The organism is Microthrixaceae bacterium, from assembly GCA_016702505.1.
Lineage (GTDB): Bacteria > Actinomycetota > Acidimicrobiia > Acidimicrobiales > Iamiaceae > Aquihabitans.
Map to the genome: position 1 here is coordinate 328572 of JADJDU010000003.1, position 13164 is coordinate 341735.

The window sequence follows — 13164 nt, forward strand, 5'->3', positions numbered from 1 at the left end:
CCCGGTAGCGTTTTGAGGCCATGACCCGCGACCACCACCCCGGTGAGGGCCTCGATCCCATCACCGATGTGCCCGGACCCCCGAGCCCCGCCGAGTCGCCTTCCCCCGCGTCCCAGCAGCGAGGCCTCCGAGGACTGCCCCGCCGCACCGTTGCCATTTGCCTTTGCCTCGCCACGATCGGCGCCCTCCTCGCCGCACTGGTGGCCACCACCATCGTCGACGGATCCAAGACCTCCGGGTCTGTACCCCAGGCCGAACTCGAACCCATCGGCGAGGTGGACATCGACCGGCTGCTGAGCGTGGCCCTGACCACAGTCGACGGCCAACCCACCACTCTCGCCGCTCACCTCGACCAGCGACCCATGGTCCTCAACATCTGGGCCCAGAGCTGCGTCCCCTGTGTGGAGGAGATGCCGCTCCTCGAGACCGCCCACCAGTCCAACCCCGATGTGGCATTCCTCGGGGTGGACACCCAGGACCGCCTCGACCGGGCCAAGCAACTGGCCGCCCAGACCGGCATCACCTACCCGTGGATCCAAGACCCGACCGGCAACTTCTTCTACGAAGCCGGGGCCACCGGCATGCCGACCACGCTGATGCTCGACCGTCGAGGGCGGATCCTCGCCACCCGAACCGGTGCCTTCGCCGACCAGACCGACCTCCAAGTCTGGATAGACGAACACCGGCCCCCTTCCTGATGGACGCCCCCCTGGCTCTGGCGTTCACGGCCGGGATGGTGGCAGTAGTGAACCCCTGCGGATTCGCCATGCTCCCGGCCTACCTGTCGTACTTCTTGGGGCTGGAATCAGTCACCCCCGACGGGTCCGACACCGAGCCGCGGGCCGACCTGAGCCGGGCTCTCGCCGTCGCCGGGGCGGTCTCGGCCGGCTTCCTGGCCTTGTTCGCCGTGGCCGGCGCGGTGGTGTCATGGACCTCGCTGCGACTCGTCGATGCATCTCCGTGGCTGACCATCGCCATCGGTCTAGCTGTTGCCGTCGGGGGTGTGGCCTTCCTCTTCGGATGGGACCCTTCGGTGGCCCTGCCCAGGCTCGATCGGGGTGGACGGACCCGGGGAATGGCCTCGATGTTCGTGTTCGGGCTGAGCTACGCCATCGCGTCGCTGTCGTGCACCCTGGCGCCATTCACCGGTGTGGTGGCCACCACCTTCGGCCGGGAGTCGTTCGCGTCGGGGCTGGCGACGTTCGTTGCCTACGGGCTGGGCATGGCTCTGCTCCTGATCATCCTCACCGTCACCCTCGCCATGGCCAGGCAGGGGATGGTCCGCGGTCTGCGACGCGCCCTCCCCTACGTGCACCGCGTCTCGGGATCGATCATGGCCCTGATGGGCGTCTACCTCATCTGGTACGGCATCTATGAGATTCGCCTGATCGGACGAGGCGAGAAGGTCGCCGGAGGTCCGGTGAGCACGGTGACCAACTGGTCGGCCACCCTGTCAGACCGCCTCTATGACGTCGATCCGTTCCAAGCCGTCCTGGTGCTCGGCCTGGTCGTTTCCACCGCAGTCCTGATCGGGCTGTTGCGCTCCGACCAGCGCTAACCGACGACCCGGCATTTCGACGGGGCAGAGCCCTTTGTGGCGGAGCCCCCGACCTGCGGAGATCTGCTTTGCCGGTCGCAGCAGCGAAGACGTCGGCCGTGAGGCCGGCGACCTAGCTCCGCCGGAAGGCTCCGCCTTTCGGTGGATCCAGGCTAAGGACCCGAGCGGGGTGGTGTGCTCGATCAGGGGGCCAGTCGGGTCAGGTTCCATCCCGACTCGGTCCGCCGGTACTCGAAGCGGTCGTGGAGCCGGTCGAGGCGTCCCTGCCAGAACTCGATCCGATCAGGGACAAGGCGATACCCACCCCAGTGGCGGGGACGGGGAACCGTGACGTCGTCGCCACCGACAGGCTCGCCGGACTCGTCCAGCCCGAATCGGGCACGGAGTTCATCGACCTTGCGGTCCAGCTCGTCGCGGCCGGTAATGGGACGACTCTGATCGGAGGCCAGCGCCCCGATCCGACTTCCCAGCGGTCGGGATGCCCAGTAATCGTCGTTGGCGGTGGTGTCGAGCAGTTCCATCCTGCCCTCGATCCGAACTTGGCGGTTGAGGTCCAACCAGCCGAACAGCAGGGACCCGTAGGGGTTCTCGGCCAGGTCATGGGCCTTGCGGCTGTCCAGGTTCGTGAACAGCTCGAATCCCTCCGGCCCGAACCTTCGACACAAGAGGTAACGAGCGGTCGGTCGACCTGAGGCGGATGCGGTGGCCAGCACGCAGGCCGCGGCGTCATAGCGGGGGGCCGCGGCCCATTCGTCCCACCAGCGGCCGAACTGCTCCAGCGGATCGGCCGACAAGTCGACGCGGCGGAGCGCCGCCACCGTGTAATCCTCCCGGAAGTGGCCCAGGTCGTAGCCAGACCCTTCTCCTAGACCAGGATCGTGGGTACCGGTGGCGTCGGAAGCCTCCATGGGTCCAGTGTGCCCGAGCCCGTGGTCAGGCGATGCGATCCGAGCCCCGGAAGTAGGGCAGGAGGACCTCGGGCACATCGATGCCGCCATCGGCGCGGTGGTACGTCTCGACGATGGCAGCCCACACGCGGGGCACGGCCAGCGCCGAGCCGTTGAGCGTGTGCACTGGGGCTGTTCCTCCACCACCTGGCCGGTAGCGGATGTTTCCGCGGCGAGCCTGGTAGTCCGAGAACCAAGAAACCGACGAGACCTCGAGCCACTGGTCGGTACCGGGTGCGTAGACCTCTACGTCGAACGATCGATGGTGGCTCTGCCCCATGTCTCCGGTGCAGATGTCGAGAACTCGGTAGGCCAGCCCGAGATCGGCGATGGTCTGCTCCACCGATGACACCATCTCCTCGAGCAAGGCCGGCGCCTGTTCTGGAGTGGCGTAGGAAAACACCTCGACCTTGTCGAACTCGTGGGTGCGCAGCATCCCACGGGTGTCTCGGCCCGCGGAGCCAGCCTCGCGCCGATAGCACGACGTTGCCGCCATGAACCGTCGAGGGAGATCGGCAACGTCGAGGATCTCGTCTCGGTGGATCGACGTGAGCGGAACCTCAGCGGTGGGGATGGCCCACAGGCCATCGCGCTCGAGGTTGTAGGCGTCATCGGCGAACTTGGGAAGTTGACCGGTGGCGGTGAGGGTCTCGGTGGTGACCAGGCTCGGGGGCCGTACCTCTTCGTAGAGGTCGGCGTTGCGGTCCAGCGCGTACTGGAGGAGAGCCCTAGCCAATGTGGCTCCGCCTCGCCTCTGCATGGTGAACATGGCACCGGAGATCTTCACGGCCCGTTCGTTGTCGAGGATGCCGTATCGCTCCCCCAACTCCCAATGGGGGACGCGTTGGTGGTCGCCGTACCCGTCGGGGTCGAATCCCGAGATCCGCAGCACCGGGTTGTCGGCATCACCGCCACCGTCGGGGGCGTCGGGAGCGGGGGTGTTGGGGATCCGAAGCAGGAGCTGGTGGATCTGCTCGGCCACCTCGCCCGCTTCGTCGGCCAAGGCCTGTTCGCGGTCGCCGAGCTCACGACTGGCGGCCTGAGCCGCCTCGGCCTCGGCGGTACGGCCCTCCTTGCGGAGCTGGCCCACCTCCTTGGACCGTGTCTTGATCTGGTTCCTGAGGTCGTCTCGGTCTGCCGCCAGCTGACGATGTTGGGCATCGAGCTGGATCACGACGTCTACCTCGGAGGCGTCGATCCCTCGACGGGCCAAGGCGGCCTTCACCTCGTCGGGTTCGGTGCGGAATCGGCGGATGTCCAGCATGGGACTCGACGGTAGCCGTCACAGCCACCACCGCTTCCACCCGGTTTTCCTGGACCCGCGCTCGGTGTGTCGTGCGTTCCCCTACGGCGATATCGTCGACCGGTGCCCGCCGTGGAGGTCTCGGACCTGACCGTGAACCACGGCCGTGTCATAGCTGTGGATCGGCTCACCTTCAGCGCAGATCGAGGTGAGGTCGTAGCACTCCTCGGACCGAATGGAGCCGGCAAGACCTCGACCGTGGAGGTCCTGGAGGGGTATCGACAGCCGACATCGGGAACGGTGACCGTGCTGGGCTTGGACCCCTCAGCCGAGCACCGCGACCTGGCCCCCAGCATCGGCGTGATGCTCCAGTCCGGGGGCGTGTACTCGGGCATTCGTCCACTGGAGATCCTCGAGCTGTTCGCCTCGTTCTACGCCGACCCGGCCGATCCCACCGCTCTCCTCGAACTGGTGGGTCTCGATCACCTGCGCCGGTCGACGTGGCGACAGATGTCGGGCGGCGAACAGCAGCGTCTGTCCTTGGCCCTGGCCCTGGTTGGCAGACCGCTGGTGGCCTTCCTCGACGAGCCGTCGGCGGGAGTGGACGTTCGTGGACGCCAGCTCATCCGCTCCGTCGTACGAGATCTGGCCCACGACGGTACCTGTGTGCTGGTTACCACCCACGATCTAGATGAGGCCGAAAAGTCCGCGGACCGGGTGGTGATCATCGACAAGGGTCGATTGGTGGCCACCGGAACTCCACATGAGCTCATGAGCACCGCCGGTGGTGCCCAGATCCGCTTCTCGGCCCCGGCCGGTCTAGACACCGCCGGGCTCGGCCAAGTGCTTGTGGCCGCCGTCACCGAGACCACTCCTGGAGAATACCTGGTCGAAACCGAGTCCTCTCCGGCAACCATCGCCGCCCTAACCGGTTGGCTGGCCCAACACGACCTACCGCTGGCCGACCTTCGGGCCGGACGCCAACGACTGGAAGACGTGTTCCTCCACCTAACCTCGGCAGCCCAAGACGGCCGCCTAGAGCACAACCCCGCTGGTCGGCGGCGTCGGAGCCAACCCGACCGAGCGCGACGACCGCGCCGAGGCCAACAGGCCGGCAAGTGATGACCACGACACGCCGGGCGGCACCGGCGCTCCAAGCCTGGCGGGCTCAGACCCGGACCGAGCTGACCCTCACCCTTCGAAACGGTGAGTCGGTGTTGCTCACCTTCCTCATTCCTGTGCTTCTCCTGGTCTTCTTCAGCCTGGTGGATGTGCTGCCAACCGGAACCGACGATCCCGTCGACTTCCTCTTCCCGGGCGTGCTGGCCTTGGCCATCATGTCGACCTCGATGGTGGCCCTGGCCATCGCTACCGGATTCGAACGCCAGCTCGGGGTGCTGAAGCGGTTGGGTTCGACGCCCCTAACACGGGGACAACTGCTGGCCGCCAAGACCGCGGCCATGGTGGCGGTGGAAGCCGCCCAAGTCTTGGTTCTGAGCCTGGTTGCGATGGCTCTCGGGTTCGGTTTCGCCGGCGTCGACGCAGTGGCCGCCGTGGGCGGGGCCCTTCTGGCCAGCGTTGCCTTCGCTGGGATCGGGCTGTTGATGGCCGGCACATTGCCAGCGTTGACCACCCTCGCCGCGGCAAACGGCATCTATCTGGTGCTACTGCTCCTTAGCGGAATGGTGATCCCGCTCGACAAGCTGCCCGACCCGGTGGCGGCCTTGTCGCGGCTGCTCCCCTCGGGGGCACTGGCCGAGGTGATCCACGGAGCGTTGGGGGCGGCCCCGATTCCGGCTCAAGCTTGGGTGGTACTAGCGGCCTGGGCGGTGGTCACGCCCGTGGTGGCAGCCAGCCTCTTTCGCTGGGAGTGACTTCGCCCTCGGCCGGAAGGCTCTGGCCTTTCGGCGGAACCATGCCGTGCTTATGGGTCGGTCCGCCTAAGCATGCCGTACTTATGGGTCGGCTCGCCTAATGGCTCGCCTCCGTATCAGTTGGGCAGGACGCTACCGCCGCCGGTAAAGAACTCGAAGGTGGCCAACACCCCGAGGTAGACGGCGAGGGCCAAGAACAACCCGGCGTAGAACGCGCCAGTGAGCAGCTTCTTGTCGAACTTGAGGTGCATGAACACCGATGCCACCACGAAGAACTTGAAGGCCATCATGGCTAGCAGACCACCTACCTCCAAGAGGTAGAGGGCCCGGCCGTCACCCCAGTCGTCCCACGGCAGGTAGGACCAGGCCACCTCGACCGCGGTGACCACAGCGAGCAGGATCGCGGTCTTCACGAACAGCTTGTCGGTGGGGTGGGCGTGCCCATCGCCATGAGCGACGTCGGCGGCGATGGTGACGGTGTTGGCGTCTGCGGTCATTGAACCCTGTTCCTACTTGATCAGGTAGACGACGGTGAAGATGATGACCCACACCACGTCGACGAAGTGCCAGTAGAGGCCCACGATCTCGACCGACTCGGCCTGAGCGGTCTTGATGCGGCCAGACAACGAAAGCCCGATGGTCGACAACAACATGACGATGCCGAGGGTTACGTGGACGCCGTGGAAGCCGGTGAGGGCGAAGAATGCCGACCAAGCCGGGCTGTGGGTGAAGCCGTAGCCAGCGTTCAAGAACTCCTTGAACTCGTAGACCTGACCGGCGATGAACACCGAGCCCAGCAGGGCGGTGGTAGCCAGCCATGTCCGCATGGAGCGGTGCTCGCCCCGCTGGATGGCCGACACGGCCAGCACCATGGTGAGCGAGCTCATGAGCAGCACGAACGACGAGATCGAGGTGAACGCCAGGTCGTACAGGTCGTGCGGGCGTTCATGTAGAGCGCCGTCGCCGACCCGGTTCTTGTAGATGAGGAAGGTGGAGATCAGACCACCGAACAGGAGGCACTCCGAGGCCAGGAACACCCACATGGCCAGCTTCTCGTTGGAGATACCGGTGCTGGTCACATGACCGTGGCCATCGTGTTCGGCGGAGGGAACCACCAGGCGGGGATCAGCGATGTCAGTCAACGAGCGCAGCCTCCTCGGGAGCGCTGACCTCGACCTGCGCCGAACTGTCGTCGGTGCCGGTCGGGTGGTCATCGGGATGGCCGTGGTCACCCTCGGGGTCGGTGGACGGTTCGATGACCCAGCCGTAGATGGCACCGACCACGCAGATGGCGCCCAGGACACAGAACCACAGGTTGAAGATGAGGCCCCAGGCGATGAACGGCATGCCGAAGGCCAAGACGATGGGCCAGTACGACGGTGACGGCAGGTGGACATCGGTGGCGTCGCCCTTCTGGGAGACGTCCTCGGTGGCGGCGATGCGAACCAGGTTGCCGTTCTCGTCTTCGCCGTACTTGCGGTGCCAGAAGTCGTCGAGCGAGTGGACGGTGGGGGTCACGTCGAAGTTGTGGGCCGGGGTCGGGCACGGGATCATCCACTCGATACCCCGGGCGTCCCACGGGTCACCGCTCAGGACAACCGCCTCGACCTTGGACCGACGCCAGCTGCTCCAGATGATCCAGAAGAAGTAGAGGAACGAGGCACCGATCATGACCGCACCGATGGTGCTGACCAGGTTCCAGAAGTTGAAGCCGTAGCCGTCACGGTAGGTGTAGGTACGACGGGGCATGCCCTGGAGGCCGAGGATGTGCATCGGCCCGAAGGTGAGGTTGAAACCGATCAGCAGGATCCAGAAGTTGACCTTGCCATGGAACTCACTCAACTTGTAGCCGAAGGCCTTGGGCCACCAGAAGTACCAAGCCCCCACGAACCCGAAGAGGGCACCACCGAACAGCACGTAGTGGAAGTGGGCCACGATGTAGTACGTGTCGGTCTGCTGCGTGTCGGACGGGGCGACGGCGTGGGTGACGCCCGACAGGCCGCCGATGGTGAACATGGTGACCAGGCCCACCGAGTAGAGCAACGGGGTGTCGAACTTCAGCTTGCCGCCCCACATGGTGGCCAACCAGTTCAGGATCTTCACACCGGTGGGCACGGCGATGAACATGGTGGCCGTGGCAAAGGCGGCCACCGAGATCGGGCCGAGACCGGAGGCGAACATGTGGTGAGCCCACACGCCCCAGCCCATGAAGCCGATGGCGATGCCCGAGAACACCATGAACGGGTATCCGAAGATGGGCTTGCGGGCGAACACCGGGATCATCTCGGAGATCACGCCGAATGCCGGCAGGATCATGATGTAGACCTCGGGGTGCCCGAAGATCCAGAACAGGTGCTGCCACAGCAGCGGGTCGGCGCCCATGCTGACGTCGAAAAACCGGGCCCCGAACAGGCGGTCGAACAGGAGCAGGAACTGGGCTGAGGTCAGCACCGGGATGGCGAACAACAGCATGAACTGGGTGACCAGCGACATCCAAGTGAACACCGGCATGCGCATGAGCGTCATGCCCGGAGCCCGCATGTTCAGGACCGTGGTGATCAAGTTGACCGCACCAAGCAGCGAGGAGATGCCGGTGATGATCAGGCCCATGTTCCAGAAGTCGATGCCGTGGGTGGGCGAGAACATCACGCCGTTGTTCGGCGCGTAGTTGAACCAACCGCCGTCGGCGCCGCCACCGAGCAGCCAGGCCGAGTTCAGCACGATGCCGCCAGCCAGGAACACCCAGAACGACAGGGCGTTAAGGCGGGGGAAGGCCACATCACGGGCGCCGATCTGCAACGGCAGCAGGTAGTTCATGAACGAGGCGCCGATAGGCATGACCACCAGGAAGATCATGGTGGTTCCATGCATCGTGTACACCTGGTTGTACAGATCCGCGCTCAGAACCTTGCCCTCCGGAGCGGCAAGTTGGAGGCGGATGAGTAGGGCTTCGAAGCCGCCGATCAAGAAGAAGAACAGCGCGGCGGCGCCGTACATGATGCCGATCCGCTTGTGATCGACCGAGGTGACCCAGCCTCGCCAGCCGGGGGTAGCCCCGGGGCGGGCGAAGACGCCCATTGGGCGGACCGGGGCTTCGGCCCCGGAACCCAGGGCGAGGGTGCCGTCAGTGGTTGCCATGACGTGCTCGCTCCTACTTCAGCGTGATGAGGTAAGCGACCAGTTGGTCGATCTGTTCTTCGGTGAGGTCGAAGTTGGGCATGCCCCGGCTCTCTGGGCTCATGGTCTCACCCGGGTACATGGCCTTCATCGACGGGGCGTCTCGCAGCCAAGCCTCGAGATCGGCCCGGTTGAGGCACTTGTTCAGCCCTTCCGGGGTGCTAGCCCAGTTGAGTCCGAGTGCGTTGCACTCGTCGGTGTCCTTGCGCAGATCGAACTTGGCGCCAGCGAACGTGGATCGACTCATGAAGTGGGTGAGGTCGGGCAGCGTGCCCGCGAGCTGGTTGACCTGATCGGGGAAGGCGAACTCAGTAGTCGACTCGGCCGGGCTGGTCTCACCTTCGACACCGGCGGGGTCCATCATCCCCCGGACCTTGTGGCAGCTCGTGCAGGTACTGGAGAAGATCTTCCAGCCTTCGATGGCCTGTTCGTCGGTGGGGTTCACCGGCTCGACCTGTTGCGCCTCGGTCCAGGCGGTGAAGTCCTCAGGGCTGACAGCCACCACCTTGATGCGCATCTCGGCGTGGGACAGGCCGCAGAACTCGGTGCACTGCCCGATGAACTCACCAGTGCGCGGGGCGTTGATGGTCAGGGGGTGGGTACGACCAGGCACGGCATCGCGCTTGCCGTTCAGCCGCGGCGCCCACCAGGAGTGGATGACATCGTTGGACTTGATCCGCAGGGCAATGTCCCGACCGGTGGGGATCACCAGGTCGTTGGCAGTGATGATCTCGTCGTACTTGCCGTCGTCATTCAGGTCGTAGCGGTACTCCCACCACCACTGCTGGCCGATCACCTCGACCCTGATCGGGTCCTTCGGCTCTTTGGCCAGATCGAAGATGGTGAGAACGGTGAACACCGCCACCACCAGCAGGATCACCGCCGGGAGGATGGTCCAGCCGATCTCCATCTTGAAGTGGCCGTGGACCTGCTCGGGGAAGGAGTTGAAGTCGTCGTCGTCCTTGGCCTTGAACTTCAGGCTGATCCACAGCGCTCCACCCAAGATCACCACGAAGACCACGCCGGCGATAGCGAACACCGGCAACACCAGGTTGTGGATCTGCTTGGCCTGCGGGCCGACGGGCTTGAGGGTGTCCTGAGGCGCGTTGGACGCGCAGCCAGCCGCGAACACCACGATCCCCAGGATCAGGGGCGTGAGCTTGGCCAAGCGGGTACGGACCGGACCGGTCATGGTTCCTCCTGGATCGGTCATGTCAGTTGGCCGCCTCAACGGTGCCACCCACTGTGCGCAGCGGGGCCAGGCCTTCTTCGCTGTGGGTGGGCTGTTCGGTTTCGTGACCGCCTTCGTGCTCCCGTTCACCGGCGATGGCCGCAACCACCCCCGCACCCAGGATCACGATGCCACCTGCTAGGAGGATCCCGGCGATGGCCGACTGGGACAGGCGGGGTCGCATTGCGACCAGAGCGCCGATGCCGAGGATCACTGCGGGAACGAGCCCGAAGACCAGGTAGGAACCGGTCTTGGGCAGGGCCAGCAGAACCCGCGACACGGCCAGAACCAGAAGGCCGACGATGATGAGGGCAGCTCCGGGAATCTCTACCGGGCGCATGAACCGATCTCGGATGGTCTGGTTGACCTCGGGGTCGCCCGTGGCCCGGTCAGCCCAAGCCCGGGCCGCCCATTCGACGGTGACGACCACCAGGCCAACCAGCCCGATCACGAACATGGCGGGCCCGACGGCGAGCCCCAGCACCAGAGCACCGGCGGAAAAGGCTCCCACCACCGGCCAGTAGTTGGCCCGGGCCGGAACCGGTACCTCGGGGACGGTCTCGAGGCCGAGGATCTGGGCGCTGGCCTCCGGATCGGTATCTCTCAGGGTGGCCAGGAAGATGCCGAGGAACAGCGACGAGGCAGCCAGGCCCATGAGGATGGCGTAACCCACGTGGTCTCCCACATGACCCTTGTAGCCAAGGGTGAGCGGACCCATGATCGAGTCCATGCCGAAGCCGTGACCCGACGTTGCCCCGCCGTAGATCACGGCCGACACGAAGCCGAAGGCGGCCAGGGCCAGCAGAAACTTTGATGCGCTCTTGGTCATGCGATGCCCTACTTGACGATGTAGATCATGTACCAGATCACCGCGTGAACGGCGATGGCGACGTACCAGAACAGGGCAGAAGCCACTAGGCCTTCACGGTCGCGCCCCGCGTATTCGCCGCCGAGGGTGCGAAAGACCATGACGGCCAGGTAGACCATGCCCACGATCACCATGCCGAGGTGGGCTCCGGTGATTGTGTAGACGAGCGCTCCCGCGGTGGTGGACACCGGGAGGGCCATCTGGGTGTACAAGAAGGTGGTGGCGTTGATCACAGCCACCCCGAACATGATGGTGAGGCCGAGGGCGAGGTAGGCCATCTGGCGATCGTTCTTGCCCACGGCATCGACGGCCCACCAGACCGAAACCGCCGAGATCAACATGGTGGCGAAGGCCATGTTGCCGGGGGTGAGCGGGATCTTGGATCCCTCGGGCAGCCAGGGCAGCCCTTCGGCGACGGCCGCAGCCCGGGTGGACGCGTAATAGCCGATCATCCCGACGAAGGCCATGGCGGTGGCGGCCGAAGCCAGAGCGGTACCGACCAGCAGCACCCGGGGCCGGGCCGGCGGAGCGGCGGGGGGAAGAGCGAGGGCGGCAGAACTCATCGGTTCTCCTCACGCAGATCGAAGAGCGGTTCGGGCGAGGTGACCACCGGGATAGGGGCATCGAAGTTGCCGATCGAGGGCGGCGAAGCGGTGAGCCACTCCAGGCTCTGACCCTCCCACGGATCCCTGGGGGTCTGGTCGGACCGACGGATGATCGGAAGGAGCGACACCACGGCCAGGATCAAGCCCAGCGCCACGACGACGGTGCCGACCAGCCCGACCAGGTTGAGCCCCTCGATGCCGCCGGTCCAGTCCGGCGCCACCTCGATGCCTTCGCCGCTGATCCCCGACACCAGATCGGGGATGGCAGCCAGGGCGGCGCCCGCCAGGAGCACAACCGGTACCAGACGAGCCAGGCCGTCGTTGGCCGGTTGACGCCCGATCTTGGTGGCCCACCAGTGAACGCCCCCGAGTGCAGCGGTGATGGCGGCGACTAGGGCCAGGTGGGCGACGCCCATGTCGTAAATGGTGCCGGCTGTCTCCAACGCCGGGATCGACCCGACGGCACCGGCCAGGGTGGCCAGCAGGAACAGGAGGGTTGAACCCATGGCGTAAACGGCACCACCGGTCAGACGGATGGTTCCCCGGCGGAACAGGTCCCCGACCAGGCCGAAGATGGCCAGCGCCGGGAGGACGGCAGCGAGGCCGATGGCCACCACGACCGGGCTCTCGAGGGAGCCGGAGTAAGGGGTGGCCAAGATCGCACCGAAGGCGGTGATCCCAGCACCAGCGATGGCGCTTTGGGCCATGGGGCGAGCGAGGAGACGGGCCCTGGTGGTGGTTGCCATCACGTCAGCAGCGAAGCCGAGAACGGGGATTGCGACCACGTAGATCTGAGGGTTACGTAGGACCCAGGCGAACCGTCCAAACAGGGCAGCGTTTCCGCCGAGGGTGCCCCCGGCGTGACGGTTGTCGACATAGGCCAACACCAGCGACCCGACTAGAACGGGAAGGGTAAGGATCCACATGATGGCGGCGACGGCCACCGACCAGGCGTAGAGCGGCACCATGCCCAAGCGCAGGCCCGTGGTCCGCAGGGCGATGACGGTGGTGGCCAGGCTGACCGCGGCCAGCACGATCGCCACGACCACCAGGATCATGGCGGCGATAAACAGGTTCACACCAGTGCTGCTGCTACCGCCCGGCCCACCGTCCATGGCGTAGGCAGCCAGGGTAAGCACCGATCCCACCAGCCAAGCCCAGTAGGAGGCGGCGGCGGCCCGGGGGAAAGCGATGGAGGTGGCCCCCACCTGAAGGGGGACGACGACCATGGCCACGCCGATGACCAGGGGGAAGGCGACCATGAAGACACCCGCTATGCGCCACAGCGTGAAGAGCTGAAGCACGGAGCCGTCGGAGAAGACCTCGAGGGTTTCGGGTTCGAGGCGCTCGAAGGCGAACAGGCCGCCAAGCACGGCCACGGCCATGCCGAGGAGCAGGGCGGTGACGATGTACATCCGGCCGACGACCTTGTGGTCGCCGGACCCGAGTACGCCAGCTAGACCGCCGGGCAGGGGGCGGTCGGACGGGCCTGCCGCTGCTGCGGCGGCCACGGTCTCGGGAGGGGTCTCGGTTACAGCCATTGGTGTGGCAACCTCACCGCCGTCGGATCCGGCTGGGGACGCGACGACGCCTCTTGGGGAACGGTTCGGTACGGCTCGGGACCTTACAAGGTGGCCCTCCGGACTTCGAAAAGCCGGGGT

Annotated in this window: 13 protein-coding genes; 4 read left to right on the plus strand and 9 right to left on the minus strand. The window is 65.9% G+C overall.

Annotated elements, in window-relative coordinates; all coding sequences use genetic code 11:
* Nucleotides 1–20: 20 nt before the first annotated feature.
* Both IPG97_04600 and IPG97_04605 read left to right on the plus strand, forming a co-directional pair.
* Nucleotides 21–698 carry a TlpA family protein disulfide reductase gene (locus IPG97_04600; GenBank protein ID MBK6855843.1) on the plus strand — a complete coding sequence of 226 codons (678 nt, stop codon included), beginning with the start codon at nt 21–23 and terminating at the stop codon, nt 696–698.
* Entirely contained in the window at nt 698–1558 is an 861-nt protein-coding gene (locus tag IPG97_04605; protein ID MBK6855844.1) for a cytochrome c biogenesis protein CcdA, read from the plus strand. The genes IPG97_04600 and IPG97_04605 overlap by 1 nt, the downstream gene beginning before the upstream one ends.
* Nucleotides 1559–1740: 182 nt before the next feature.
* Here the strand turns inward: IPG97_04605 and pdxH are convergent, their stop codons facing one another.
* Together pdxH and serS are read right to left on the minus strand one after the other, a co-directional pair.
* Nucleotides 1741–2466 carry a pyridoxamine 5'-phosphate oxidase gene (gene pdxH / locus IPG97_04610; GenBank protein ID MBK6855845.1) on the minus strand — a complete coding sequence of 242 codons (726 nt, stop codon included), beginning with the start codon at nt 2464–2466 and terminating at the stop codon, nt 1741–1743.
* Nucleotides 2467–2491: 25 nt separating this feature from the next.
* Nucleotides 2492–3769: a serine--tRNA ligase gene (serS, locus tag IPG97_04615; GenBank protein MBK6855846.1), complete on the minus strand. Its 1278-nt coding sequence runs from the start codon at nt 3767–3769 to the stop codon at nt 2492–2494.
* A 66-nt stretch (nt 3770–3835) separates the two neighbouring features.
* On the opposite strand from serS, the gene IPG97_04620 reads away from it, so the two are divergent.
* The gene (locus IPG97_04620; protein ID MBK6855847.1) at nt 3836–4870 is read left to right on the plus strand and encodes an ABC transporter ATP-binding protein; all 1035 of its coding nucleotides are present in this window, start codon (nt 3836–3838) and stop codon (nt 4868–4870) included.
* Nucleotides 4870–5622, plus strand: a complete 753-nt coding sequence (locus IPG97_04625; GenBank protein MBK6855848.1) for an ABC transporter permease — start codon at nt 4870–4872, stop codon at nt 5620–5622. Before IPG97_04620 ends, IPG97_04625 begins: the two co-directional genes overlap by 1 nt.
* Nucleotides 5623–5738: 116 nt before the next feature.
* Here the strand turns inward: IPG97_04625 and IPG97_04630 are convergent, their stop codons facing one another.
* Genes IPG97_04630 through IPG97_04660 form a run of 7 tightly spaced genes read right to left on the minus strand, consistent with a single transcriptional unit; the run spans nt 5739 to nt 13044 of the window.
* Nucleotides 5739–6119: a cytochrome C oxidase subunit IV family protein gene (locus tag IPG97_04630; protein MBK6855849.1), complete on the minus strand. Its 381-nt coding sequence runs from the start codon at nt 6117–6119 to the stop codon at nt 5739–5741.
* Nucleotides 6120–6131: 12 nt separating this feature from the next.
* A complete protein-coding gene (locus IPG97_04635) occupies nt 6132–6836 on the minus strand; it encodes a cytochrome c oxidase subunit 3 (GenBank protein MBK6855850.1) in 705 nt (234 codons plus the stop codon).
* Nucleotides 6757–8760, minus strand: coding sequence for a cytochrome c oxidase subunit I (gene ctaD, locus IPG97_04640; GenBank protein ID MBK6855851.1), 2004 nt, complete (start codon nt 8758–8760; stop codon nt 6757–6759). Before ctaD ends, IPG97_04635 begins: the two co-directional genes overlap by 80 nt.
* Before the next feature lie 13 nt (nt 8761–8773).
* Complete coding sequence (gene coxB, locus IPG97_04645; GenBank protein MBK6855852.1) at nt 8774–9991, minus strand: cytochrome c oxidase subunit II; 1218 nt, start codon at nt 9989–9991, stop codon at nt 8774–8776.
* 22 nt (nt 9992–10013) lie between these two features.
* Complete coding sequence (locus tag IPG97_04650; protein MBK6855853.1) at nt 10014–10859, minus strand: hypothetical protein; 846 nt, start codon at nt 10857–10859, stop codon at nt 10014–10016.
* Between the two features lie 8 nt (nt 10860–10867).
* A complete protein-coding gene (locus IPG97_04655) occupies nt 10868–11461 on the minus strand; it encodes a cytochrome c oxidase subunit 3 (protein MBK6855854.1) in 594 nt (197 codons plus the stop codon).
* Nucleotides 11458–13044, minus strand: a complete 1587-nt coding sequence (locus IPG97_04660) for a cbb3-type cytochrome c oxidase subunit I (protein MBK6855855.1) — start codon at nt 13042–13044, stop codon at nt 11458–11460. Before IPG97_04660 ends, IPG97_04655 begins: the two co-directional genes overlap by 4 nt.
* Nucleotides 13045–13164: the final 120 nt, after the last annotated feature.